Raw genomic sequence first — 25,922 nt, 5'->3', positions numbered from 1 at the left:
GCCCTCCTAGAACGCGTCGAGCGGCGAGTTCAGGCGGAGCCCCTTCTCGACCGCGACGTCCGTGCCGGTGTAGAGGTGGGCCGCACCACGCAGGGCGGTCTTCTCCGCGGCGAGGCGGTGCATCAGCGCGGTGACCTGGTCGTTCCAGAACTCGTGGGCGTCGTGCAGTGCCTTGCCGGACGCCCACCCGTCCCCGTCCGCGGCCGACAGTGCCCTGACCGCCTTGCGTGTCTCCGTCTCCGCCGTCCGGCCCGCCTGACGGAGACCCGGCTCGAGCCGCGTCTCCAGCGCACGGGCCGCCGCCTCCTTGCGGACCGGGTACGACACCAGGTCCGGTTGTGCCCCCAGCGCCGGGTTGATCCCGCCGCCCACCGGCACCGGTACGGTTCCGACCGACTCCTCTGCCGACACCGACGTGTCCCTTCGTCAACTTGCATTCACTATGAGTAATGGATCAATTGCGGAAGGTAGCAGTCGGCGGGACGGGGCGAACCCGTGATCCGGCCCCCGTTCCCCCGCACCACCGGTCCCGCACCCGCCAACCCGGCCCTTCACCGATCAACGTGCCGAACTGCGACTTCACCCGCAGGTGTTGCACCCCGCGGTGCGCGAACGCACCGGAACCCCGGGGCGGCGGTGCGCTCCTGGGGCGGGTGGTGTAGACGTAGAGATCCGCCACCGCCGGGCCGTCGGCTGCGTCCACGGCGACCGCGACCTGTATCAGGCCCGTTGCACAAGGCAGTTGGGCGTGTCAGATGAAGTGACTAGAGTGGTCCTGTTGCGACATGAACGCTTCATGGATCGGTCCACAGGTCCTGAGGCGGGCGACGACAACGGGGAGATGACACTGGTGATTCCACTGGAGGCAGGCGCGAGTTCCGCAAACCTGCGGCGGGGCGTCGAAGCGCTCAGTTCGTTCAAGAAGAGTGTCGACGCGGTGCTCGACGAGCTGAACGGATCGCCCGCCAACCCCAACCAGGTGGAGAGCCTGACGCTCACCCGGGAGACGCTGGCGGGCGGTGGCGCCTTCGGCGAGGCGGTTGGCCTCTACTCCCAGTACTCCCGGGCACACGAGCGTGTCACCTCCCTGTCGAGGACCCTCGGCCTGCAGATAGAGGCCCTCCGGATCGCCGTGCACGGCGCGGACATCGGCTTCGACAACCTCGAGGAAGAGGCGCGGCGGCGGTTCTACGAGATCCAGGTCGAACTCGACCGGGAGCAGGAGCGGGAGCAGAAGCACCAGGCACTCGCACGCAACGCCGAGCGCCAGTCGAAGGTGGGGTACTGATGAGCGGCCACAGCGACCAGTACTACGAGAATCTGATCAAGGACGATCTCCAGCAGGTCAAGGAGAACGCCAAGGTCATCAACATCGTCAACGTCATCGAGCAGAAATTTGAAGGATTCCTGGGTGGCGGGGGCCGGTTCTTCGGGCGGACGAGCTTCGAAGGCCATCGGCTCAACGACATGATCGACATGGTGGAGCCCACGAACCCGGAGCAGGTCGAGGAAGTCGGCACCTCCCTGATGAAGGCGGGCGAGGCGATCACCAAGGCCGCCGAACTCCTCGACAAGGACATCCTGGCGGTCGACTGGGAGGGCGAGTCGGGCGAGGCCTTCCGCGTCTGGAGCACCAACCTCGTGAAGAAGGCCGAGGCCCTGGCCGACTACTCGAAGGTGGTCGGCAAGCAGATCACGCTGGCCGGCTCCGGCCTCGCCTCGGTCCGCAAGTCCATGCCGCCGCGCGACCTGCGCGAGGAGCCGAAGACGGTCGCCCAGATCCCTGCGGCCAAGCGGGTGGACAGCAACGAGGAGTACGTGGCCGCGGTCAAGGCGGAGAAGCACCGGCAGGAGGCGATCAACCAGATGATCCGCCTGTCGTCGTTCTACGCGGTGTCGGAGGAGACGCTCGCGGCGCAGGAGCCGCCGAGGTTTGATCCGATGCCGAATGTGGGTGTGCCGGAGTGGTTGCCGGAACATGGCCAGGAAGTCCTGCCGAGGGCAGGCGGGTCCGGTTACGCGGGAGATGCGACCGTCACGAAGGAGCGGGACTCCGGTACCGACGTGTCGACGGCCGCTGGACGGGCCGACGGGACCGCTGTGGCGCCTGCTCCGCAGATCCGTCCCGCCACGGATGCGTCCATGCAGATCGACAGTGTGGCCCCGGTGGTTCCACAGGAGACGACCCGGCCCGTGACAGTGGCTCCGGCTCCGGCGCCGAACACCGGTCCCGTGATGACCGGTCCGCCCGTGCCGCCGCTCGTCGGAGGGGTGAAGCCCGTGACGACTGCCGGAGGCCGCGTCGTGAGCGGAACCGGTGGTGTGAACGCCCGTCAGACACCGGTGTCCGCCCAGGGCCAGGTTCCGCGTTCCGTCACGGGTGGAGGCGGCACGGCTGCCGGCCAGGGCGCGGGACGCAACCCCATGCACCCCGTGGGGCCGACAGGCCAGCAGCCCACGGCAACGGGGCGCGCCGGCGGTGGTGCCCGCGGAGCGCTGGGACCCGTGGGGCCCACGGGGCAGCACGGAACCGCGGGGCGCACGGGCAGTGTCAACGGCCGAAGCACGACGGGGCCGCTCGGACCGACGGGCCAGCAAGCCGCCTCCGGACGGGCCGCCGGTTCCGGGCGCGGGCCCATGGGCCCGATGGGGCAGACCCAGCCTGTCACCGGTAGGCAGACGGGTGGTCGTGGTCCCTTTCCCATGGCCAGTGGCATGCCCGCTTCCCAGGGCGTCGTGGGCGGTACTGCGCGCGGCGCCGCCTCGCAGAGCAACCAGACGGTCCGTCCCGTGCGGAGTGGGGTGACGGCGAACGGCGGAGTGGTCGGCGGACGGCCTGCCACACCTAGTGGCCCCAACGGAGCCGGCGTGCCGCGCGGCACGGTGATCGGTGGAGACGCCGGCCCGGCCCGTGGTGCGGGTGAGCAGCCTGGACGCCGTGGCGTCGTCGGAGTGCCCTCCACTCCCGCTGCCGGAGCATCGGGGGCACGAACAGGGCAGGGCACCGGCCGCCCGCAGGCGGCACCCGGTGGAGTGACCGGCACGCCACGCGAGACCAACTCCCGGCGGACGAGGCGTTCCTCCAGCGGTGACCGGCGCGATGCGCCGCCTGCGGCCGACTGACGACATAGCAGAGCGAGGGTAGACGGGAGCCATGGTGCGCATCAGCAGAGCCGGTAGGCAGAAGGCCGGAGACCGGCCCCTCCGCAGGCGGTGGTCCACCGCGACGGCGGTACTCGGCGCGCTGGCCGCCTTCTCGACAGGTCTGACTCCCCAGGCGGCAGCCGCCGACTGGCAGTCGAAGCAGTGGTACCTCGATGCCATGCGTGCCGAGGAGATGTGGAAGACCAGCACCGGCGAGGGCGTGAAGGTCGCGGTCATCGACAGCGGTGTCAATCCCGCGACGCCCTCTCTCGAAGGTCAGGTACTGACCGACGAGATCCCGGCTCCACACAATTACGGAGCGACGGAGGACTACGACGGCCATGGCACGGCCATGGCCGAGATCATCGCCGGCACGGGGGCGGGGGGAGGGCTGAAGGGCTTGGCCCCCGACGCCAAGATCGTCCCTATTCGTATCGCCTTCGGCACGAAGGAGGGCAAGTCCAAAGCGAAGAAGGCACCGTCCTTCATCGAGGCGGTCCGAGCGGCGGCGGACAGTGATGCCAAGATCATCAACATGTCCTTCGGCAACGATGTCCCGACCTTCCAGGAGGATGAAGCTGTCGCCTACGCGCACAGCAAGGGAAAGCTCCTGTTCGCGTCCGTAGGCAACGACGCGTTGGGTAAGGGGTACGCGGCTGAGGCCATCGGCTATCCCGCCAGCTACCCCTACGTCGTAGGTGTGGCCGCCGCCGACGAGTCCGGCACGGTAGGACGTTTCTCGGAGAACGGCTGGTACGTGGACGTGGCCGCGCCCGGACTCGACGTGCCGGGCTGGTGCGACGCGTCGTTCCGTTCCTACTGCATGCGGGAAGGCACCAGTGCCGCCACCGCCGTCGCCTCCGCCTCCGCCGCACTGATCTGGTCCGCCCACCCGGACTGGACCGCGAACCAGGTCATGAGCGCGCTGATCGACACGGCGAGCCGCGACTGGCCCAAGGACGTGCCCAGCAAGTACCTCGGCTACGGCCTGCTCCGCCCCCGCCTCGTGCTCGCCGACGCGGACTACAAGCCGGCCCCTCCGGACGCCGACCCGCTCCACCGGGAGAACGCCGGCGGCAAGGCTCCCAGCCCGGAGCCCAGCCCTTCCGAGGAGAAGAAGGACGGCGCCGACCCCGCGCACGCCCCCGGCGGCGAGAACGCGACGTCGGCCACCGAGGCCGCGGACTCCGGCGACGACCTCCTGTGGCCTGTCGCCGGCGGCGCCGTGGCGGCGCTGGTGATCGGTGGCGGCACCGTCGTCCTGCTGAGGAAGCGCCGCACGGGCTGACGGCCCGCAAGCGCATCTCTCTCCCCCCGCATACCGCACGACCCGAGAGCCGGCCAACCGGGCGGCCACCCAAGACCGTTGACGAAAGGGATGACAGGTCATGGCATCAGACGGACAGCTTCTCAGGGACAGCGAAGTCGTCGCGCTCGAGAAGAACATCGTCGACCGCTTCGAGTCGATCAAGGGTCAGATGACCCGGCTGCAGGGCACCATCGACCAGCTCGAGGGCCACTGGCGGGGCATCGGCGCCGCCGCCTTCAACAAGAAGCAGGTCGAGATCAACGAGCACATGCGTGACATCGGTCAGCTGCTCGTGAAGTTCCTCGAGAACATCAACGCCACCCGCAGGGACAAGGACAACCTCGAGGACCAGGTGCGGGCCACGATCCAGTCCATCGACGTGCAGTACGGCGGCAAGCACTCCGCGATCAGCAGCTACTGAGCCGACGCCGACGCCGACGCCGACTCCTGTGCCGAGGCCGGCACCGCACACCCCGATGACGAGCATGAAACGAGGCAAACCATGTCGATGAGCCAGGACGAACTCGCGGTCAAGTACGGCGGTCTGGACGCCATCACCACCGAGCTGGGCAACCAGGCCCAGAAGCTGGAGGAGGACCTCGGCGCGCTGAAGTCCGCGATCGCGCAGGCCGCGTCCGGCTGGGAGGGCGAGGCCGCGACCATGTTCCAGCAGTCGATGGTCGAGTGGGACAGGCACGCCAACGCCATCCACCAGGCGCTGATGCAGATCGGCCAGAAGGTCGGCGCGGCCGGCGGTGACTACCGCGGCGGCGACCTGAAGGCGGCGGGTTACTTCCAGTAACCGACATCCGCGGTCCACATCACGGAACCGGGGCGGGACGCGCACGGAGGGCGTCCCGCCCCGGTTCCGTTCGCAGGGGAACCCTCAGCCCTGCCCACGGCACATGTCCGACTGCTGTGCCTCCTCCGTGTAGGCGGCGGCCAGCCGTCGCATCGCCTTGGCGTCCCCCACCTCCTCGGCCAGCGCATCGACGGAGGCGTACAGCACCTGGTCGTCGGCCGGCGGGGTGCACCCCTTCAGCCGTGACACCGCGCCGCGCTCCGTGTACATGAGGTCGTCGTCGCCCTTGGCGGGGCCGCCTTCCTTCATGCCGCGGTGCAGCCCGAACAACTGGAAGATGCCGCCTCTCCGCTCCCGCCACTCAAGTGAGGCGATGAGGACCTGCTCACCGTCGACGCTCACCCGGCAGCGGGAGGTGTCCGCGGCCGGCTGCTCCTCCTTGACCATGATCTTCTCGCCGCCCGGCAGGAAGGGCTCCAGCGCGTCGGCGGGCACGGCGGTGTCGCACAGCTCATCCGGCGTCCGGTACGCGCGCTCCGCGCCGCTCGAGCACCCGCTCGACAGCCCTACGGCCACGGCTGCGGCGAGGGCTGCGGCGGACAGGCGGCGGACGCCGGCCGGAAGGCTCTTCGTGGCCCTTGGGCGCGGATCGGGCATGGACCCTCCTCCTCGGAACGACAACAGAAACACCACAGCCGCCGGTCCCGGTACCGGGAGCACCGGACGACGGAGCCGGAACCGGCCTCCTGGACCGCGGCAGGACCGGACCAGGCCCAGGCCCGGCCGAGTCCCCGGCCTCAGCGGTCCGTCCGCAGCTCCGCGGCGACGCTGTCGCAGTATGCGCCACCGGTGGTGAAGCCCTGCCGGACCCCCGCCCGTGCCGCCTCCGCCAGGTCCCCGGGATCCTCGTGGCCGTGTGACTTGGCGGCCTGCTCGGCGGCCCGGCGCACGTATTCCTTGGTGTGGTCCTCGCTGGTCTCCCAGGACGCGTTGATCTCCCCGGCGGCCTCGTCCAGCTCCGTCCCCTTGCCCTCGCCGAACACGGCGTCGATCAGCGCGCCGCTGGCGGCGTCCGCGGCGCCGCCCACGACGGCGCCGGCGATCGGGCTGGCGATCAGCGAGGTCGCGGCCCCGACGGTGGTGCCGACTCCCGCCGACACCAGGTCCTTGCGCTTCTGCACGGACTCCTCGTACTTCTTGTCGGCCTCCGCCGCGTCCCCGGCGATGCCCTCCTGGCGCCCGACGGCCAGTGCACCGCCCACCTCGCCGGCGCTGTGGGCGATCTCCTCCACCGTGCGCTCCAGGTCGTCCGGCAGGTAGCGCCGTTCCACGGGCAGTGACGGGTCGAGGTGGTAGTCCATGAGGTTGGCCACGTACGCCTTCTGCGCCACGTCGACGGCCGCGTACCCTTCCGGGTTCTGGCCCACGGTGAGCAGGAACCGGCTCACCTCGTGGTGCTCCATGCGCGCGTCCGTCCCGGCCACCGGGAAGAGGTTCATGATGCGCTGCTGCGCGTCGCGGTCCTGTTCGTCGGTGCTGTCCAGGTCGACGTCCGTCATGGAGCGGTTGATGTCGGGCAGGTACTCCGACGCCATCTGGCCGAAGCTGTCGGACATGTACCCGTTGTCGGTGAGGAGCTTGGGGTTGTCCGACACGGAACCGACGACCGACTCGAAGAGCCGCGCCTGCTCCGCGTTGTGGGCGGGGGTGTCCGCCGTAGGCAGCTCACCCGCGGGATGCCCGGTCGTCGCCGCTTCCAGGGCCAGCCCCAGGTTGTTGCGTCCGGTGTGGAGCTCGTCGCCGTCCAGCCCGTACTCCTTGGGCCACTCCCGCTCCTCGAAGAGGTACTGGAAGTTCGACAGCGTGACCTTGCCCTTCTTGTCGTCGCCGTCGGTGTCCCGCTCGAACGGGTTGTTCTCGTCGTTCTTGTTGACGTACTCCTGGTTGAAGAAGCCGGTGGCGGCGTCCGGGCTGTTGGACAGCGCCTTGAGGTAGCCGGTGAGCGGGTCGTCACCGCTGTCCTCGCCCATCCGGTTGAGCCAGGGATCCATGCCCATCCGGCTCCAGGCCATGTTGGCGTGCTCGCCGTTGCCGGTGAGGCGACGCTCGGTCTCCATCAGGGAGTTGCCGTAGCGGGTGAGGAAGCCGTCGTCGAAGTCGCCTGCCCGCATCAGGTTGCTCATCACCTGGAAGCCCATCGGCCCGTAGCCGTCGCGGCCCACCGGCTTCTCGCCCAGGGAGATCATCTTGGTCTGCCAGTCGGACATCGCGGCGGAGTCGCTCTGCGTGGCGGCGGCCAGGGTGAGGCTCAGGTTCTTCTGCAGGTCCCCGTACTGCTCGACGCGTTCGTGACCGATGCGGGCCCCGGCGTGCGGATCGTTGATGCCGGACCAGAACTCCAGCACGCCCTTCGGGCCGAGGGTGGTCGCGAAGGTCTCGGCGAACAGCGGGTCGCCGGCGTGCTCCTTGAGCCCCGCGTTGAGGCGGTCGAACTCCTCGGGCGACAGGTCCTCCGGCTTCTGCTTGGCCAGCGCGGCCAGTTCCTCGGCGTCCCGCACGGCCTCCGCCGCGCTGTCGCGGTCGGAGTACTCGGCGTCGGAGAAGCCCAGCCGGCTCTGGTCGGCCAGGGCGACGAGCACCTTGCGGGCACTGTCGTCGCTCTCCGTGGCCTTGGAGAGGATCCCCTGTATCTCGTCCCGCAGCGCGGTCACGTCGCTCGCGTCGTGCTCGGGCGGAGTGTGGCCCTTGGCGGCCCGGTCGGGGTGGACGTTCATGGTGACGGTGAACCCGCCGTCACCGGTGTCCATGACGGTGAGGTTCTTCTTCAGCCCGCGGTCCAGCGCCTCGTTCAACTGACGGTGGTAGCTCTTCAGCTCGCCCGTCGTGTCCTTGAGGATGTTGTGGATGCTGGTCGCCTGGGTGTGGGCGTCACGGAACTCCCCGGCCGTCTTGCCGATGAACTCCTTGGTGACCTGGCTGTTCTCACCGGCCCAGTTCGCCTTGTTGGCCGCTCCGCGCAGACCGTCCTCGGCGTCCTTGGCCAGGGTCTCCAGGTTCTTGGCGACCAGTCTCCACTCCTCGACCGCCTCGTCGAGCTTGGAGAAGTTGGCATGACGCAGTGCGCTCAGATCCATGGCAACTCGTCCCCCGTCACTTCTTCTTGTCGTCGCCGTAGTTCGGGTTGGGTTTGCCGGGCGGGCCGGACCGCTCGTCGAAGCCGGCGTCCAGGGCGGCGATGCTGCTCATCTGCCGCAGGATGTAGGCCTCGTCGTCGTCGTGGATCCTGCGCGTCACCTGCATGTGGTTGCTGATGTGCGCGCACGCGTCGAGCAGCGAGTTCAGCTGCGTGCTCCACTTCAGCGACACGTGGCTCAGCCCCGCTCCCAGGGCGAACCCCTGGGCGGTGAGGTCGCCGGCCGCGCCGTCCACCGCCTCCTTGAGGCGGGCCTTGTCCCACAGCTGGTCGTAGAGGGTGTGCGCCTCCTTGCCGATGGCGACCAGGTCCTTCTGGTGGACCTCGAGGTCACCCGCGCTCGACGGCGGCCGGCCGGACCCGCCACCCATGTCGTCCGGCAGCCGGTTCAACTGCATGCCGCCCGAGGAGCGTTCGGCCGCCTCGGACTTCAGCTGCTCCCACTCGTCCCATGCCATGAGTGTTCTCCCGTTTCAGCTAGGTGACGGCGCCGTGGCCATGAGCCGGACGAAAAGCGTCACGGACTCCCGTGAGCAGCGGATCGGCGCGATCCGCTGCCGTCGGAGCGCCCCCGCGGAGGGCTCGTTGCGCTCCGGGTGGGCGTGGTTCCCCGCCCGGAACCGCCACCACGCCTTCTTCCGGTCCAGGAGCCCCGGCGCGCCGGGTATCAGCGGGACCGGGAGCCCGAGGACCGCCGGACCCGTCATCAGTACGTCCCCTCCGGCACGAGCCCCGTCTGGACCAGCGGCTTGCCGCGCCTGCGCGAGACGAAGACGCCCCGTCCGGCCGGCATCGGCCGCGGCCGCACACCGCCGAGCAGGTCGCCCTCGGCCGGGTCGCCGGCCAGCACCACGCCCTGGGCGCCCAGTTCCTTGATGCGCTGGATGAACGCCTCGTAGCCCGCCCGCCCGGCGCCCGCCGTGGAGCGGGCGATGATGAACCGCACGCCCACGTCCCGTGCGAACGGCAGCAGTTCGGTCAGCCCCGACAGCGGATTGCCCTGCGAGGTGGACACCAGGTCGTAGTCGTCGACGACCACGTACACCGTCGGCCCGCTCCACCAGCTGCGGTCCCGCAGCTGCTGCGCGGTGACGTCGGCGGTCGGCGAGCGGCGGCGCATCAGGTCGGCCAGCGCCGCCATGTGGTGGTCCATCGTGTTGGACATCGGGATGTACTCGGCCAGGTGCGAGGTCGGGGTGACGTCCAGCAGCGAGCGCCGGTTGTCGACCACGAACAGCTTGCACTCGTCGCCCGGGTAGCGCTGGGTGAGCTGCCGGATCAGCAGCCGCAGCAGGTTCGACTTGCCGGACTCGCTCTCGCCGAAGACCAGGAAGAACGGGTCCTGGTCGAAGTCGACGAACACCGGCTCCAGGTCGTTCTCGTCCAGCGCGAACGCCACGCCCCGCTGCGGGAACCGGTCGCCCGGCGGCAGTTCCTCCAGGGCCAGGCGGCGCGGCAGCAGCCGCACCTCGGGCGCCGCCGGCGCCGTCCAGTGCCGCGACACCTCCGCGGCCAGCGCGGCCGTCGCGTCCGCCAGGTCCGAGTCCGAGGTCAGGCCGTCGATGCGCGGCACCGCGGCCATGAAGTGCAGCTTCTGCGGCGACTGGCCCCGGCCCGGCACGCCCGCCGGCACGTTCGCGGCCACCTTGCGGTCGAGCTCCGAGTCCATGGTGTCGCCGAGCCGCAGCTCCAGGCGGTTCATCAGGTGGTCCTTGAGGTTGGAGCGGACCTCCATCGACCGCGAGGCGGTGAGCACCAGGTGGACGCCGTAACCGAGACCGCGCGCCGCGATGTCCAGCACCACCTGCTCCAAGGCCTCGTACTCGCCCTTGAAGTTGCCCCAGCCGTCGATGAGCAGGAAGACGTCGCCCCACGGCTGGTCCGCCACCGAGATCGTGCCCCGCGCCCGCCGGCTGCGGAACTCCGCCATCGACGGGATGCCCGCCGACCGGAAGTACTCCTCCCGCCGGTTCAGCACGCCGTACACCTCGGCGACCGTACGCCGCACGCGCTCCGGGTCCAGCCGGGACGCCACACCGCCCACGTGCGGCAGCCCCTCGATCGACACCATGCCGCCGCCGCCGAAGTCCAGCCCGTAGAACTGCACCTCGTGCGGGGTGTGGGTCAGCGCGAACGACGACACCAGGGTGCGCAGCAGCGTCGACTTGCCGGACTGCGGCCCGCCGAGGATCTGCATGTGGCCCGCGGCGCCCGAGAAGTCCACCCACAGCGGGTCGCGCCGCTGCTCGTACGGCTTGTCGAGGAGGCCCACCGGCACCACCAGCCGGCCCGCGCCCTCGTAGCCCGGCTGGGTGAGGCCGCGGCCGCGCACGGCCGTCAGCCCCGGCAGCAGGCCGTCCAGCGACGGCGGGCTGTCCAGCGGAGGCAGCCACACCTGGTGCGCCGCCGGGCCCTGGGCCTCCAGCCGCTTCACGATCACGTCCAGCACCGTGTCGGCCAGCGCGTCGTCGGTCCCCGGGGCCGAGGGCTCGGCGGCGCGCTGCCGCGGCACCGCCGCGTACCGCACCGGCACCTCCGCGGCGGTGAACGGCACCGGCCGCCGGTCCACCGGCAGCGGCCCGCCCGCCAGCGCCGCCTGCTGCGCCCCCGAGCGGTACACGCCGGAGACGTAGGCGGCCTTGAACCGCACCATCTCGTCGGTGCCGAACTTCAGGAAGCCGGAACCCGGCACGTTGGGCAGCTCGTAGGCGTCCGGCACCCCCAGCGCCGCCCGGGACTCCGCCGCCGAGAAGGTCCGCAGACCGATCCGGTACGACAGGTAGGTCTCCAGGCCGCGCAGCCGGCCCTCCTCCAGACGCTGCGAGGCCAGCAGCAGGTGCACGCCCAGAGACCGGCCGATCCGGCCGATCTGCACGAACATCTCGATGAAGTCCGGCTTGGCGGTCAGGAGTTCGCTGAACTCGTCGATGACCAGGACCAGCGAGGGGATGGGCTGCAGTGGAGCGCCCGCCGCGCGGGCCTTCTCGTAGTCGTGGATGTTGGCGTAGTTGCCCGCGTCGCGCAGCATCTCCTGGCGGCGGTTGAGCTCACCGCGGATGGAGTCGCCCATCCGGTCCACCAGCGTCAGGTCGTCCGCCAGGTTGGTGATCACGGCGGCGACGTGCGGCATCCGCGCCATGCCCGCGAAGGTCGCGCCGCCCTTGAAGTCGGCGAGCACGAAGTTCAGCGTCTCCGAGGAGTGGGTGACCGCCAGGCCCAGCACCAGGGTGCGCAGCAGCTCCGACTTGCCGGAGCCGGTCGCGCCCACGCACAGACCGTGCGGACCCATGCCCTCCTGCGCCGCCTCCTTCAGGTCCAGCATCACCGGACGGCCGTCCTCGCCGACGCCGATCGGCACGCGCAGCCGCTCCGCCAGCGCCCGCGGCCGCCAGGTCCGCTTGGGGTCCACCGAGGCGGCGTCGCCCAGGTTCAGCAGGTCGGTGAACTCCAGGTTCGCCAGCAGCGGTTCGTCGTCGTCTCCGCCGGAGGCCATCCGCAGCGGCGCCAGCTGCCGGGCCAGCGCCTCGGCCGACGCGGACGACATCGCGTCCGGCGTCCCCTCGTACACCGCGCCGTGCGCCGACTCCAGCCGCAGCGACGACGGCCGCACCGACACGGCCAGGTCCCCCGGCACGCCGGCCTGCTCGCCCGGCGCCACCTCGACCACCGTGACGCCCTGCAGCCCCTCCGGGCCGGCCAGCACCGAGTCCGGCGGCAGCGACACCCCGTCCAGCACCAGCACCAGGTGCGGAGTCTCCGGCAGCGGCGGCGCGGCCGGGTGGAACCGGGGGCGGCCCGACAGGCGCCCGGCCAGCAGGTCCTCCAGCACCCGCGGATCCTGCGAGATCAGCCGGCGGCTGCCCGCGCCGTCCGTGACGCCCGGCGCCTGGGCGTGCGGCAGCCACTTCGCCCACTCCCAGTGCTCCAGCGCGTCCCGGCCCGCCGCGACCGCCACGACCAGGTCCTCGGGCGAGTGCAGCGAGGCCAGCGAGCCCGTCATCGCCCGCACCAGAGCGCGCACCGACTCCGGATCGCCGCTCACCGACACCCGGTGGAACGCCCGCAGGGACACCGCCATCGGCAGGTCCTCCAGCGTGGAGTGCACCGCCACGAACCGCTGCATCGCCCCCGCGGTCAACGGCTCCAGCTGGTCCACCGGACCGGTCTGCGGGGCGATCAGCGGCGAGGCCAGCTGCTGGGGCCCCAGACCGATCCGGACCTGCGCGAAGTCCTCGTCGCCCGGCCGCCGTTCCCACACCCGGCTGCCCTCGGCGACCAGCGCCCACAACTGCTCGGGGGAGGGGTGCAGGTAGTACTGGGCGTCCCGCTGCGCCGTCGCCGTCTCCACCGCCCGCTGCCGGGTCTGCGTCAGGTACCCCAGGTAGTCACGCCGCAGATCGGCCAACTGCCCCTGGTTCCCGCGGCGGAAGCGCACCACCATCGCCACCGACATGGCGACGGTCGAGGCGATCATCACCATGCCCATGATCTTCATGAACGGCTTGTCGCTCATGAAGAAGAAGACCACCGAACCGCCCATGCCGAGCGTCGGCAGCAACTGCATCAGGACGCTCTCCTGATTTCCGCGCGGCAGCTCCGGCGGCGGTTGCAGCACTATTTCTTCCGTGGGCACCTCGGACGGCAGCGCCCTCGGCGGACGCTTCACGACGATGTGGCTCACTGGTCACCAATCCCCTTGCCGGGCCCCGCCGTTGTCCAGGGCTCCCCGTGGTCCGGGTGTGCGGGCCGCGGCGTGATCCTACTGAGTCCCCGCGGGACCGGTGAGCGGTATGGTGCCGGATGTTCGCCCCACCCGGACGGCCAGGCCCGCCCGTCGGCGCGGACACACACGAACGACTCCGGACATCAGGGACGTTCAGCTGCGACCGCGAGCCCCACCGGCGCCGTACGGCCACCGTACCGCCGCGCGCTTCCGTCACACGCACCACCGCACACCACCACCGAGGGGGAGCAGAAGGTGAGCACCACGGCCTCCGCGCCGGCCACCGGACAGACCGGCCCCGGACCGGCGGGCCCGTCCGGAACGGGCACCGGCTCCGGATTCGGCTTCTGCCGGGTCACCATCGTCGCGCCCGACAGCCGCATCGACGTCGCGCTGCCCGACGACATCCCGGTCGCCGACCTCTACCCGGAGATCCTCAGGCTCTCCCGGCAGAGCCCCGCCGAGGGCGCGCCCGTCGGCTACCACCTGGTCCGCCGCGACGGCACCGTCCTCGACAGCGCCCGCTCCTTCGCGGCCCAGCGGATACTCGACGGAGAGCTGCTCACGCTGCGGCCCTTCTCCGACTCCCTGCCGCCCGCGGTCTTCGACGACGTCTCGGAGGCCGTCGCCTCCGCCGTCTCCCGCGACCACACCCTGTGGAGCGGCGACCTCACCCGCACCGGAGGCCTGATCGCCGGGGGAGTGCTGCCCACGCTGCTCGCCTTCGTCGCCTGGACCTCGCACCCGGGCCACGACATGCACGGGCTGCCCGGCATCCTCGCGGCCGTCGCCGGCGTGGTGCTGGTCGTCCTGGCCTGCGTCCGCGCCCGCGTCTACGACGACCGCGCGGCCGCCCTCGCGCTCGGCCTGGGCGCGCTGCCCAACATCGGCGTGGCCGGTTCCGGCCTGCTGCCCCTCGCCGAGGGCACCGGCATCGGCAAGCTCCAGTTCCTGCTGGCCTGCGCCGCCGTACTGCTCGCCGCCGTGGTCCTGATGCTCTGCTCCCCCCGCGGCGACGGCCCCTTCGTGGCCTGCGTGCTCGCCGCCGGGATCGGCGTGGCCACCGTGTTCGCCGCCCTCATGGCCCGCTGGAACGCCACCGAGACGGCGGCGCTGTGCGCGCCGCTCGCCGTCGGCGCCCTCGCCTTCCTGCCCGGGATGTCGCTGCGGTTCGCCCGCCTCCCCATCGGCTTCGACCCGCCGCGCACCGGCGCCTCCAGCGCCTACGGCCTGGAGACCGAGCCGCAGGAACCGGTCGACCTCCACCGCGTCGAGGAGCGCACCCGGCGCGGCCACGAACTCCTGGTCGGCCTGGTCGGCGGCTGTGCCCTGGTCGCCGTCGTCGCCTGCGCGGTGCTCGGCTTCTCCGGCGGGCCGTGGGCCCGGCTCCTCGCCCTGGCCACCGGCATCGCCCTGATCATGCGGGCCACCCTGTTCCGCTACACCGCGCAGGTGGGCGCGCTGCTCGCGGCCGGTCTCGCCTCGCTGGTGCTGCTCGGCCTCGGTCTCGCGCTCGACCCGCCCGCCACCGCGGACCCGTCCGGCCCGGAACTGCGCACCCTCTGGCTGGTCGCCGCCGTCGCCGCGGCCACCGCGCTGATCACCGGCGTGGGCATGATCGCCCCGCGCGGCGGCCCGACCCCGTTCTGGGGCCGCTTCCTGGAGATCGCCGAGTCCTTCGTCCTGCTGACCCTGGTCCCGCTGGCCCTCGCCGTCTTCGGCGTCTACGAGGCCGCCCGGGCGATGACCGGCTGACGTCCCCGGCCGTCACGCGAACGCGGTGGGCGGGTGCGGCGCCGCACCCGCCCACCGCGTTCGCGTGACGCTCAGCCCTCGGTGGCCGGCTCCAGGTCGAACTCCCCGTCCCGTGCCCCCAGCACGAAGGCCCGCCACTCCGCCTCCGTGTACCGCAGCACCGTCTCCGGGTCCAGCGACGACCGCATCGCCACCGCCCCGCCCGGCAGACGGGCGATCTCCACCCGCTCCTCGTCCCGCTCCGTCCCCGGAGCGCACTGCCACTCCACCCCGGAGATGTCCAGCGCGTACAACTCGTCCCGCTCCCGCTCCTTGCGGGCCTTCACGTCTTCCTCTGTCTCCGCCATGCGAAGCCCCTTCCGAACGGGCCCGAACCCGGGCCGGGTCGATCCGCGACGTACCCTAGTGCGGGTCCCGCCGGCCCCGGCCGACTTCCGCGACCCGCGTCCGGGACCCCCCTCCCGGCCTGGTACTCTGGGTGACGGCCGTTTGCGTACGCGCCACCGGACCCGCCCGACGGCGGTCTGGAGGACGCGCCCAGCGGATCCCCGCCTCCCGAGTAACGGAAGCTCCCCCGAGACACAGACCGGGGGCACTCGGTGGCCATCAGGACATCACCAAGGAGTACGCGTGTCGCTCGACGCCGCTACGAAGAAGCAGATCATCACCGAGTTCGGCACCAAGGAAGGTGACACCGGCTCCCCCGAGGTCCAGGTCGCGCTCCTGACCCGCCGCATCTCCGACCTGACGGAGCACCTCAAGAGCCACAAGCACGACCACCACTCCCGTCGTGGTCTGCTGATCCTGGTCGGTCAGCGTCGCCGCCTGCTGCAGTACCTGGCCAAGAAGGACATCCAGCGCTTCCGCGCCCTGGTCGACCGCCTCGGCATCCGCCGCGGTGCGGCCGGCGGTGCCAAGTAAGACGCCGTGAAGGGAGCGGTCCCGTGAAGGGGCCGCTCCCTTTGCCGTACGCGGGAAACGTGCGAGGTGTCACCCACACTTTGTAGTGTGGTAGCACAACGCATGAACGCATGACGCACGACACCGTGTGATCACGGGGCCCACACGGGGTACTCCGTACCACTGATCGCACGACGAACCGTCCACGTGGGCGGTTCACCCGAACGAGGGGAAGCGCACCTCGCCGCCGCCGGTCCTCGGTAGTGGCCCCCGGGGAGACAGACCCGGGTGCTTCGATCGAAGACCGGCCCGAAAGGCACGGCGCGCTTCTCCGCCGAGTCCCCCCGTCACACGGACGGGCCAGGGACGAAGACGAGGAGAAGAACACTGGTGGAGAACGAGACCCACTACGCCGAGGCCGTCATCGACAACGGTTCCTTCGGCACCCGCACCATCCGCTTCGAGACGGGCCGCCTGGCCCGTCAGGCCGCCGGCTCCGCCGTGGCCTACCTGGACGACGACACCATGGTGCTGTCGGCCACCACCGCCTCCAAGAACCCCAAGGACCAGCTCGACTTCTTCCCCCTCACGGTGGACGTCGAGGAGCGGATGTACGCGGCCGGCAAGATCCCCGGCTCGTTCTTCCGCCGTGAGGGCCGTCCCTCCGAGGACGCCATCCTCACCTGCCGTCTGATCGACCGCCCGCTGCGCCCCTCCTTCAAGAAGGGCCTGCGCAACGAGATCCAGGTCGTCGCGACGATCATGGCGCTCAACCCCGACCACCTGTACGACGTCGTCGCGATCAACGCCGCGTCCGCGTCCACGCAGCTGGCCGGCCTGCCCTTCTCCGGCCCGATCGGCGGCGTCCGCGTCGCGCTGATCAGCGGCCAGTGGGTCGCGTTCCCGACGCACACCGAGCTCGAGGACGCCGTCTTCGACATGGTGGTCGCCGGCCGCGTCCTGGAGGACGGCGACGTCGCGATCATGATGGTCGAGGCCGAGGCCACCGAGAAGACGATCAAGCTCGTCGAGGGCGGCGCCGACGCGCCGACCGAGGAGGTCGTCGCCGCCGGTCTGGACGCCGCGAAGCCCTTCATCAAGGTGCTGTGCAAGGCCCAGTCCGACCTCGCCGCCAAGGCCGCCAAGCCGACCGGCGAGTTCCCGATCTTCCTGGACTACCAGGACGACGTCTTCCAGGCGCTCGCCTCCGCCGTCCGCCCCGAGCTGGCCCAGGCGCTCACCATCGCCGGCAAGCAGGAGCGCGAGACCGAGCTGGACCGCGTCAAGGGCCTCGCCGCCGAGAAGCTCCTCCCGGAGTTCGAGGGCCGCGAGAAGGAGATCTCCGCCGCCTACCGCTCGCTCACCAAGCAACTGGTCCGCGAGCGCGTGATCAAGGAGAAGAAGCGCATCGACGGCCGCGGTGTCACCGACATCCGCACCCTGGCCGCCGAGGTCGAGGCCATCCCGCGCGTGCACGGCTCGGCGCTGTTCGAGCGTGGCGAGACCCAGATCCTGGGCGTCACCACCCTCAACATGCTGCGCATGGAGCAGCAGCTGGACACCCTCTCCCCGGTGACCCGCAAGCGCTACATGCACAACTACAACTTCCCGCCGTACTCCACCGGCGAGACCGGCCGCGTCGGCTCCCCCAAGCGCCGCGAGATCGGCCACGGCGCCCTCGCCGAGCGCGCCCTGGTCCCGGTCCTGCCGACGCGCGAGGAGTTCCCCTACGCGATCCGTCAGGTGTCCGAGGCCCTCGGCTCCAACGGTTCGACCTCCATGGGCTCCGTCTGCGCCTCCACCATGTCGCTGCTGAACGCGGGTGTGCCGCTCAAGGCCCCCGTCGCCGGCATCGCCATGGGTCTGATCTCCCAGGAGATCGAGGGCGAGACCCACTACGTCACCCTCACCGACATCCTCGGTGCGGAGGACGCCTTCGGCGACATGGACTTCAAGGTCGCCGGCACCAAGGAGTTCGTGACCGCCCTCCAGCTCGACACCAAGCTGGACGGCATCCCGGCCTCCGTCCTCGCCGCGGCCCTCAAGCAGGCCCGCGACGCCCGTCTCCACATCCTCGACGTGATGATGGAGGCCATCGACCGGCCCGACGAGATGTCCCCGAACGCCCCGCGGATCATCACCGTCAAGATCCCGGTGGACAAGATCGGTGAGGTCATCGGCCCCAAGGGCAAGATGATCAACCAGATCCAGGAGGACACCGGCGCCGAGATCACCATCGAGGACGACGGCACCATCTACATCGGCGCCTCCGACGGTCCGGCCGCCGAGGCCGCGCGCGCCACGATCAACAGCATCGCCAACCCGACGATGCCGGAGGTCGGCGAGCGCTACCTGGGCACGGTCGTCAAGACCACGACCTTCGGCGCCTTCGTCTCCCTGATGCCGGGCAAGGACGGTCTGCTGCACATCTCGCAGATCCGCAAGCTGGCCGGCGGCAAGCGCGTGGAGAACGTCGAGGACGTCCTCGGCGTGGGCCAGAAGGTCCAGGTCGAGATCGCCGAGATCGACTCCCGCGGCAAGCTCTCCCTGGTCCCCGTGATCGAGGGCGAGGACTCCGAGCAGGCAGAGAAGGACGACAGCGAGAAGTGACCTCTCGTAGCACCACGGCGACGGCCCGCACCGGTTCCCCGGTGCGGGCCGTCGCCCGTACCCAAACCCTGATCAAGGGGCAGAACGGCAGCGGCACCGTCCGCCGCACCGTCCTCCCCGGCGGCCTGCGGGTCGTCACCGAGACCCTCCCGTCGGTGCGCTCGGCCACCTTCGGCATCTGGGCCAACGTCGGCTCCCGCGACGAGACGCCGGCGCTGGGCGGCGCCACCCACTACCTGGAGCACCTGCTCTTCAAGGGCACCTCCCGTCGCAGCGCGCTCGACATCTCGGCCGCGATCGACGCGGTCGGCGGCGAGATGAACGCGTTCACCGCCAAGGAGTACACCTGCTACTACGCCCGCGTGCTGGACACCGACCTCCCGCTCGCGATCGACGTGGTCTGCGACATGCTCACCGGCTCGCTGATCCGGCAGGAGGACGTCGACGTCGAGCGCGGCGCGATCCTCGAGGAGATCGCGATGACCGAGGACGACCCGGGCGACTGCGTGCACGACCTGTTCGCGCACACCATGCTCGGCGACACCCCCCTCGGCCGCCCGGTCCTCGGCACGGTGGACACCGTCAACGCGCTCAACGCCGACCGCATACGGCGCTTCTACAAGAAGCACTACGACCCCACCCGCCTGGTGGTCGCCGCGGCCGGCAACGTCGACCACGCCAAGGTGGTCCGCCAGGTCCGGGCCGCCTTCGAGAAGGCCGGCCTGCTCACCGACCACGAGGCCGTTCCGGTCGGCCCCCGCTCCGGCAGCCGCGCCCTGCGCACCGCCGGCAAGGTCGACCTGGTCTCCCGCAGGACCGAGCAGGCGCACGTCATCCTCGGCATGCCCGGCATCGCCCGCGCCGACGACCGCCGCTGGACCCTGGCCGTCCTCAACACGGCCCTCGGCGGCGGCATGTCCTCCCGCCTCTTCCAGGAGGTCCGGGAGAAGCGCGGCCTGGCCTACAGCGTCTACTCGTACACCTCGAGCTTCGCCGACTGCGGCCTCTTCGGCGTGTACGCGGGCTGCCGGCCCAGCCAGGTGCCCGACGTGCTGAAGATCTGCCGCGACGAGCTCGACAAGGTCGCCGCCGAGGGCCTGCCCGACGAGGAGATCGCCCGCGCCGTCGGCCAGCTCAAGGGCTCCACGGTCCTCGGGCTGGAGGACACCGGCGCGCTGATGAACCGCATCGGCAAGAGCGAACTGTGCTGGGGCGACCAGATGTCCGTCGACGACGTCCTCGCCAGCATCGACGCGGTGACCCCCGATGACGTCCGGGAGGTCGCCCGGGACGTCCTGGGCCGCCGTCCCTCCCTGTCGGTCATCGGTCCGCTCAAGGACAAGCAGGCATCCCGCCTGCACGAGGCCGTGGCCTGAGCCCGACGGGCCCGAGCCTGACGGGCCCGAGCCGACCGAGCCCCGCTGGGCCCGCGAAAGGAAGCAAGAGCAACATGAGCAAGCTGCGTGTGGCGGTTCTCGGCGCCAAGGGGCGCATCGGCTCCGAGGCCGTCAAGGCGGTCCGGGCCGCCGAGGACATGGAACTGGTGGCCGCCCTCGGCCGCCACGACAGCCTGGACGTCCTGGCCTCCAGCGGCGCCCAGGTGGCCGTCGAACTGACCACCCCCGACTCGGTGATGACCAACCTGGAGTACTGCGTCGGCCACGGCATCCACGCCGTCGTCGGCACCACCGGCTGGAACGACGAACGCCTGGCGAGCCTCGGCGGCTGGCTGGAGGACTCCCCGGAAACGGGCGTCCTGATCGCCCCGAACTTCTCCCTCGGCGCCGTCCTCACCATGAAGTTCGCGCAGATGGCCGCCCCGTACTTCGAGTCGGCCGAGGTCGTCGAGCTGCACCACCCCGACAAGGTCGACGCGCCCAGCGGCACCGCCCAGCGCACCGCCCAGCTGATCGCCGAGGCCCGCCGCGCGGCCGGCAGCGCTCCCATGCCCGACGCCACCGCCAAGGCGCTGGAGGGGGCCCGCGGCGCCGACGTCGACGGCGTCCCGGTGCACGCGGTCCGCCTGCGCGGCCTGCTGGCCCACCAGGAGGTCCTGCTCGGGGGCGAGGGCGAGACCCTCACCGTCCGCCACGACTCCCTGCACCACATCAGCTTCATGCCGGGCATCCTGCTGGGCGTGCGGCGCGTGGTGCGGACGCCGGGCCTGACCTTCGGGCTCGAGCACTTCCTGGACCTGGGCTGACACGGACATGCGCGCGAAGATCACCTATGCCGTCACGGCGCTGGCCCTGGTCGCCTACTTCGTCCTGGCCGGCAGCCGCGGCGTCATGCTCATCGAGGTCGGCACCCCGCTCACCGTCGCGCTGGGCGCCGCCGTACTGGTGCTGCCGGTCGTGGGCCTCTGGTTCCTCTGGGCGAACACCCGGTTCGCCCGCAGGGCCGGAGCCCTCGCCGCCGAACTCGACGCGGAGGGCGGCCTGCCCGTCGACGACCTGAAGCGCACGCCCAGCGGCCGCATCGACCGCGACTCGGCGGACGCCGTCTTCGAGCGCCGCAAGGCCGAGACGGAGGCCGCCCCGGACGACTGGCGCGCCTGGTTCCGCCTCGCCGTCGCCTACCACGACGCGCGGGACACCACCCGGGCCCGCAAGGCCATGCAGCGGGCGATCCAGCTCCACGACGGCTGACCCGACGCCCCCGCGGAACGCCCACGGCCCCGCCGCCCCTCCGGGGGCGGCGGGGCCGTGCGGCCCTCCACGCCGGTCACCGGCCGGCGGCGGCCGTACGGTACTCGTCGGCCCACGCCTCCACGGTGTCCGAGGCCCGGTCGAAGGAGGCCGGCCGCCCCAGGAAATCGGCGTCGTGCGTGCTGAGCAGCACCACCGGACCGTCGGCCCGGGACGACGCCCCGCGCCCGTTCCTGGCCTCCAGCACCAGCGCCTGTCCCTGAACGGTCCGCGGCAGCCCCATCCACCGCACCGGCTGCTGCACCAGCCGCAGCGTGCCCACCTGGGCCCACGCGGTGGTGCGCGTGACGAAGAACGTGACGTGCCGCAGCCCGGCCGAACTCACCCAGACACCGATCCGCAGCCCGCGCAGCGCACCGGCGATCATCAGCAGGGCCACCCCGAACCAGATCCAGGCTCCGGTCACCGAGGTCGTCGCGGCGATGATCACGGCCGCGGCCAGCACGAACGACGCGAGCAGCAGCACCAGCGCGGCCAGCCCGACCCGGGGCGGTCCCGGCCGGTAGGGCCGTCGCCACCGTTGACGGTCGTGGAACGGCAGGACGACGTCCTCCGTCTCCCCGTCGAAGGCGCGGTCGGCCGTCAGGAAGGGCAGGGGCACGGCGGGTCCTCACTCGATCCACGATCCACACACACGAACGATGCGGGTGAGGCTACCGAGCCGCGTCCGGCCCCACCACCCAGGGGCCGCCCGATCGGCCACGCGGGCGGTGACCGAATGCCGCGGACGGGGTCAGACCGGCGCATGCCGTCGTCGTAGAGTGAGCGACTGCCAGCAGCGGGCCGCCCACCAGGGCGGACCCACCGCCCACCTCGCCCCCCGAAGGAATTCCCCACAGTGAGCGACACCCCCGCAGACGACCTCACGGCAAGCTTCCGCAGCGACGTCACCGTCGAACTGGTGAAGCACACGGCCTCGGACGCCGACGTGCTGTTCGCCGCCCGCGTCTCCACCCTGGGCGAGCAGTCCCTGGAGGAGCTGGAGAAGGAGCCCGGACGCTCCAGGGGGCTGATCAACTACCTGATGCGGGACCGGCACGGCAGCCCCTTCGAGCACAACTCGATGACCTTCTTCGTCAGCGCCCCGATCTTCGTCATGCGCGAGTTCATGCGCCACCGGGTGGGCTGGTCCTACAACGAGGAGTCCGGCCGCTACCGGCAGCTCGAGCCGGTCTTCTACGTCCCCGGCGCGGGCCGCAAGCTGGTCCAGCAGGGCCGCCCCGGCAAGTACGAGTTCGTCGAGGGCAGCGCGGAGCAGCAGGACCTGGTGGCCCGCACCATGACGGAGAGCTACCAGGAGGCCTACCGGGCCTACCAGGAGATGCTGGCGGCCGGCGTGGCCCGCGAGGTGGCCCGCGCCGTCCTGCCGGTCGGCCTGTTCTCGTCGATGTATGCGACCTGCAACGCCCGGTCGTTGATGCACTTCCTCGGACTGCGCACCAAGCACGAGCTGGCCCGGGTGCCGTCGTTCCCGCAGCGCGAGATCGAGATGGTCGCGGAGCGCATGGAGCAGGAGTGGGCCAAGCTCATGCCGCTGACCTACGAGGCCTTCAACCAGAACGGCCGCGTCGCGCCCTGAGAGCGGGACGGGGCGACCACGCGGGGGCGAACGCCTCATCCGCCCGAAGTGTCCGGATTGCAGGACTTCGCGAAGTTCATCTAGCCTGACGATACGGGCCCGGCACTGCTTGAACCCCCGAGCAGGCAGTGCCGGGATCCCGTTCGCCTTGTTCATCCACAATGTCCGGCCCCCGACGGCGCACCAGGCCCGGGACAGCGAGTAGCGTGTTAGGCATGGCACCGACCTCCACTCCGCAGACCCCCTTCGGGAGGGTCCTTACCGCCATGGTGACTCCGTTCACGGCGGACGGCGCGCTCGACCTCGACGGCGCCCAGCGGCTTGCCACCCATCTCGTGGACGCAGGCAACGACGGTCTCATCGTCAACGGCACCACCGGTGAGTCGCCCACCACCAGCGACGCGGAGAAAGCGGCCCTGCTGAGGGCCGTCCTGGAGGCCGTCGGCGGGCGCGCGCACATCGTCGCCGGCGTCGGCACCAACGACACGCACCACAGCATCGAGCTGGCCCGCACCGCCGAGCAGCTCGGGGCCCACGGCCTGCTCACCGTGACGCCGTACTACAACAAGCCCCCGCAGGAGGGCCTGTACCGGCACTTCACGGCGATCGCCGACTCCACCGGGCTCCCGGTGATGCTCTACGACATCCCGGGCCGCAGCGGCGTCCCGATCACCACGGAGACCCTGGTCCGCCTGGCGGAGCACCCGCGGATCGTCGCCAACAAGGACGCCAAGGGCGACCTGGGCGCGGCGAGCTGGGCGCTGTCCCGCTCCGGCCTGGCCTGGTACTCCGGCGACGACATCCTGAACCTGCCGCTGCTGTCGATCGGCGCGGTCGGCTTCGTCTCGGTCGTCGGCCACCTGGTCGCACCGGACCTGCGCGCGATGCTCGAGGCCCACCTCGGCGGAGACGTGCACAAGGCCGCCGAGATCCACCAGAAGCTGCTCCCGGTCTACACGGGCGTCTTCCGCACCCAGGGCGCGATGACCACCAAGGCCGCCCTGGCCCTGCAGGGACTGCCCGCCGGACCGCTGCGCGCGCCGCTCGTGGAACTGAGCCCCCAGGAACTCGAACAGCTCAAGCTCGATCTCGCCGCGGGCGGGGTACAGCTCTGAGCACCGGACTTCACAACTGAATACGCAGGGCGACAGCGCCTGCACCTCTACACGACAACTGCTTCCGCACGAACGTCACGCGCGCCACGTGCCCCCGGGCACGTGGCGCGCGTGGTGAGGAGAGTCTTTTGAGTCATCCGCACCCTGAACTCGGCCCGCCGCCCAAGCTTCCCAAGGGCGGGCTGCGGGTCACCCCGCTCGGCGGCCTCGGCGAGATCGGTCGCAACATGACCGTCTTCGAGTTCGACGGCCGCCTGCTGATCGTCGACTGCGGCGTGCTCTTCCCCGAGGAGGAGCAGCCCGGCATCGACCTGATCCTGCCGGACTTCTCGTCCATCCGGGACCGCCTCGGCGACATCGAGGGCATCGTCCTCACCCACGGTCACGAGGACCACATCGGCGCGGTGCCCTACCTGCTGCGCGAGCGGCCGGACATTCCGCTGATCGGCTCCAAGCTGACCCTCGCGCTGATCGAGGCCAAGCTCCAGGAGCACCGGATCCGCCCGTACTCCCTGGAGGTGGCGGAGGGCAACCGGGAGCGCCTCGGCCCCTTCGACTGCGAGTTCGTCGCGGTCAACCACTCCATCCCGGACGCCCTCGCGGTGGCCATCCGCACCCCCGCGGGCATGGTCGTCCACACCGGCGACTTCAAGATGGACCAGCTGCCGCTGGACGGCCGCCTCACCGACCTCCACGCCTTCGCGCGGCTGAGCGAGGAGGGCATCGACCTCCTGCTCAGCGACTCGACGAACGCCGAGGTCCCGGGCTTCGTGCCGCCGGAGCGCGACATCTCCAACGTGCTGCGCTCCGTCTTCGCCGGCGCCCGCAAGCGCGTCATCGTGGCGAGCTTCGCCAGCCACATCCACCGCGTCCAGCAGATCCTCGACGCCGCCCACGAGTACGGGCGCAGAGTCGCCTTCGTCGGCCGCTCGATGGTCCGCAACATGGGCATCGCCCGGGACCTCGGCTACCTGCGGGTGCCGCCGGGCCTGGTCGTGGACGTGAAGACCCTGGACGACCTGCCGGACCACGAGGTGGTCCTGGTCTGCACGGGCTCGCAGGGCGAACCGATGGCCGCGCTGTCCCGCATGGCCAACCGCGACCACCAGATCCGGATCGTCCCCGGCGACACGGTGATCCTGGCGTCCTCGCTGATCCCGGGCAACGAGAATTCGGTCTACCGGGTGATCAACGGCCTCACCCGCTGGGGCGCCAACGTCGTCCACAAGGGCAACGCCAAGGTCCACGTCTCGGGTCACGCCTCGGCCGGCGAGCTGCTGTACTTCTACAACATCTGCCGCCCGCGGAACCTGATGCCGGTGCACGGCGAATGGCGCCACCTGCGCGCCAACGCCGAGCTGGGTGCCCTGACCGGCGTCCCGCACGACCGCATCGTGATCGCCGAGGACGGCGTGGTCGTCGACCTGGTCGACGGCAAGGCCCGGATCACCGGCAAGGTGCAGGCCGGATACGTCTACGTCGACGGCCTCTCGGTCGGCGGCGTCGGCGAGCCCGCGCTCAAGGACCGCAAGATCCTCGGCGACGAGGGCATCATCTCGGTCTTCGTGGTGGTGGACTCCTCCACCGGCAAGATCAGCGCGGGCCCGCACATCCAGGCCCGTGGCTCCGGCATCGAGGACAAGGCCTTCGGCGACGTCCTGCCCAAGCTGGTCGAGGTGCTCGAGCGTCAGGCCCAGGAGGGCGTGGTCGAGCCGCACCAGATGCAGCAGCTCATCCGCCGCACGCTGGGCAAGTGGGTCTCCGACACCTACCGCCGCCGGCCGATGATCCTGCCGGTCGTCGTCGACGTCTGACCCCCGGTGAGCGCGTGATCCACGCGTGCACCAGGACGTGAACCTGGAGGGGAGCGCCTCGATTTGCATACGGGCGCTCCCCTCCAGTACGTTTACGGCTCCCCCCAGGGGGCACCCGCAACGCTCAAGGCGTTGGGGGCGCCGGCCCGGAAGGGCGGGAAAACCGGCTCAGAACTTCTGATAAAGTCGGTTGAGCCGGAAAGGAAAGCGCGGAAGCGCCGGACTGGAAAGCACCGAGGAAATCGGAACGGAAACGGTCTGATAGAGTCG

General features: G+C 70.9%; 21 protein-coding genes. 14 read left to right on the top strand and 7 right to left on the bottom strand.

All coding sequences use genetic code 11. From position 1 onward, the window contains the following. Positions 1-6: 6 nt before the first annotated feature. The gene (locus A2U95_RS27245; RefSeq protein WP_240958208.1) at positions 7-411 is read right to left on the bottom strand and encodes a hypothetical protein; all 405 of its coding nucleotides are present in this window, start codon (positions 409-411) and stop codon (positions 7-9) included. Positions 412-796: 385 nt separating this feature from the next. Here A2U95_RS27245 and A2U95_RS27240 point away from each other — a divergent pair, with 385 nt between their 5' ends. The 5 genes from A2U95_RS27240 to A2U95_RS27220 all read left to right on the top strand — a co-directional run bounded on the left by A2U95_RS27240 (position 797) and on the right by A2U95_RS27220 (position 5,255). Continuing rightward, positions 797-1,288, top strand: coding sequence for a hypothetical protein (locus tag A2U95_RS27240; RefSeq protein WP_240958205.1), 492 nt, complete (start codon positions 797-799; stop codon positions 1,286-1,288). Next, positions 1,288-3,123 carry a hypothetical protein gene (locus A2U95_RS27235; protein ID WP_166027854.1) on the top strand — a complete coding sequence of 612 codons (1,836 nt, stop codon included), beginning with the start codon at positions 1,288-1,290 and terminating at the stop codon, positions 3,121-3,123. The genes A2U95_RS27240 and A2U95_RS27235 overlap by 1 nt, the downstream gene beginning before the upstream one ends. 31 nt (positions 3,124-3,154) lie before the next feature. Further along, positions 3,155-4,432 carry a S8 family serine peptidase gene (locus A2U95_RS27230; protein WP_166027852.1) on the top strand — a complete coding sequence of 426 codons (1,278 nt, stop codon included), beginning with the start codon at positions 3,155-3,157 and terminating at the stop codon, positions 4,430-4,432. Between the two features lie 100 nt (positions 4,433-4,532). Next, entirely contained in the window at positions 4,533-4,874 is a 342-nt protein-coding gene (locus A2U95_RS27225; RefSeq protein ID WP_166027850.1) for a WXG100 family type VII secretion target, read from the top strand. A gap of 81 nt (positions 4,875-4,955) precedes the next feature. Next, positions 4,956-5,255, top strand: a complete 300-nt coding sequence (locus A2U95_RS27220; RefSeq protein WP_166027848.1) for a WXG100 family type VII secretion target — start codon at positions 4,956-4,958, stop codon at positions 5,253-5,255. Between the two features lie 84 nt (positions 5,256-5,339). Here the strand turns inward: A2U95_RS27220 and A2U95_RS27215 are convergent, their stop codons facing one another. From A2U95_RS27215 to eccCa, 4 genes are all read right to left on the bottom strand, one after another. Further along, positions 5,340-5,912, bottom strand: coding sequence for a hypothetical protein (locus tag A2U95_RS27215; protein WP_166027846.1), 573 nt, complete (start codon positions 5,910-5,912; stop codon positions 5,340-5,342). Positions 5,913-6,052: 140 nt separating this feature from the next. Continuing rightward, the gene (locus tag A2U95_RS27210; protein ID WP_166027844.1) at positions 6,053-8,389 is read right to left on the bottom strand and encodes a hypothetical protein; all 2,337 of its coding nucleotides are present in this window, start codon (positions 8,387-8,389) and stop codon (positions 6,053-6,055) included. A gap of 16 nt (positions 8,390-8,405) precedes the next feature. Further along, positions 8,406-8,906: a hypothetical protein gene (locus A2U95_RS27205; protein WP_166027842.1), complete on the bottom strand. Its 501-nt coding sequence runs from the start codon at positions 8,904-8,906 to the stop codon at positions 8,406-8,408. Between the two features lie 248 nt (positions 8,907-9,154). Next, positions 9,155-13,129 (bottom strand): type VII secretion protein EccCa, encoded by a 3,975-nt coding sequence (gene eccCa, locus A2U95_RS27200; protein WP_166027840.1) that lies wholly within the window; start codon positions 13,127-13,129, stop codon positions 9,155-9,157. 297 nt (positions 13,130-13,426) lie between these two features. Between eccCa and eccD the strand changes: the two genes are divergently transcribed. Continuing rightward, positions 13,427-14,926 (top strand): type VII secretion integral membrane protein EccD, encoded by a 1,500-nt coding sequence (eccD, locus tag A2U95_RS27190; protein WP_166027866.1) that lies wholly within the window; start codon positions 13,427-13,429, stop codon positions 14,924-14,926. Positions 14,927-14,997: 71 nt separating this feature from the next. On the opposite strand, the gene A2U95_RS27185 is transcribed toward eccD, so the two are convergent. Then, positions 14,998-15,273 carry a DUF397 domain-containing protein gene (locus tag A2U95_RS27185; protein ID WP_166027838.1) on the bottom strand — a complete coding sequence of 92 codons (276 nt, stop codon included), beginning with the start codon at positions 15,271-15,273 and terminating at the stop codon, positions 14,998-15,000. A 283-nt stretch (positions 15,274-15,556) separates the two neighbouring features. Between A2U95_RS27185 and rpsO the strand changes: the two genes are divergently transcribed. The 5 genes from rpsO (at position 15,557) to A2U95_RS27160 (ending at position 21,084) form a co-directional block, all read left to right on the top strand. Next, a complete protein-coding gene (gene rpsO / locus A2U95_RS27180; protein ID WP_108954112.1) occupies positions 15,557-15,847 on the top strand; it encodes a 30S ribosomal protein S15 in 291 nt (96 codons plus the stop codon). Positions 15,848-16,216: 369 nt separating this feature from the next. Continuing rightward, positions 16,217-18,436, top strand: coding sequence for a polyribonucleotide nucleotidyltransferase (locus A2U95_RS27175; RefSeq protein WP_166027836.1), 2,220 nt, complete (start codon positions 16,217-16,219; stop codon positions 18,434-18,436). Then, complete coding sequence (locus A2U95_RS27170; RefSeq protein WP_166027834.1) at positions 18,433-19,812, top strand: M16 family metallopeptidase; 1,380 nt, start codon at positions 18,433-18,435, stop codon at positions 19,810-19,812. Before A2U95_RS27175 ends, A2U95_RS27170 begins: the two co-directional genes overlap by 4 nt. A gap of 74 nt (positions 19,813-19,886) precedes the next feature. After that, positions 19,887-20,639, top strand: coding sequence for a 4-hydroxy-tetrahydrodipicolinate reductase (gene dapB / locus A2U95_RS27165; RefSeq protein WP_166027832.1), 753 nt, complete (start codon positions 19,887-19,889; stop codon positions 20,637-20,639). A 7-nt stretch (positions 20,640-20,646) separates the two neighbouring features. Next, the gene (locus tag A2U95_RS27160; protein ID WP_166027830.1) at positions 20,647-21,084 is read left to right on the top strand and encodes a tetratricopeptide repeat protein; all 438 of its coding nucleotides are present in this window, start codon (positions 20,647-20,649) and stop codon (positions 21,082-21,084) included. A gap of 76 nt (positions 21,085-21,160) precedes the next feature. On the opposite strand, the gene A2U95_RS27155 is transcribed toward A2U95_RS27160, so the two are convergent. Continuing rightward, positions 21,161-21,745, bottom strand: a complete 585-nt coding sequence (locus A2U95_RS27155; protein ID WP_166027828.1) for a hypothetical protein — start codon at positions 21,743-21,745, stop codon at positions 21,161-21,163. A gap of 237 nt (positions 21,746-21,982) precedes the next feature. Between A2U95_RS27155 and thyX the strand changes: the two genes are divergently transcribed. From thyX to A2U95_RS27140, 3 genes are all read left to right on the top strand, one after another. After that, positions 21,983-22,723, top strand: a complete 741-nt coding sequence (gene thyX, locus A2U95_RS27150; RefSeq protein ID WP_166027826.1) for an FAD-dependent thymidylate synthase — start codon at positions 21,983-21,985, stop codon at positions 22,721-22,723. A gap of 215 nt (positions 22,724-22,938) precedes the next feature. Then, the gene (gene dapA, locus A2U95_RS27145; protein WP_166027824.1) at positions 22,939-23,838 is read left to right on the top strand and encodes a 4-hydroxy-tetrahydrodipicolinate synthase; all 900 of its coding nucleotides are present in this window, start codon (positions 22,939-22,941) and stop codon (positions 23,836-23,838) included. A gap of 128 nt (positions 23,839-23,966) precedes the next feature. After that, positions 23,967-25,652, top strand: coding sequence for a ribonuclease J (locus A2U95_RS27140; protein WP_166027822.1), 1,686 nt, complete (start codon positions 23,967-23,969; stop codon positions 25,650-25,652). The last annotated feature ends 270 nt before the right edge of the window (positions 25,653-25,922 follow it).

The organism is Streptomyces chilikensis (genome assembly GCF_001642695.1).
GTDB lineage: Bacteria > Actinomycetota > Actinomycetes > Streptomycetales > Streptomycetaceae > Streptomyces > Streptomyces chilikensis.
This window is presented reverse-complemented; position numbering and strand designations above follow the sequence as displayed.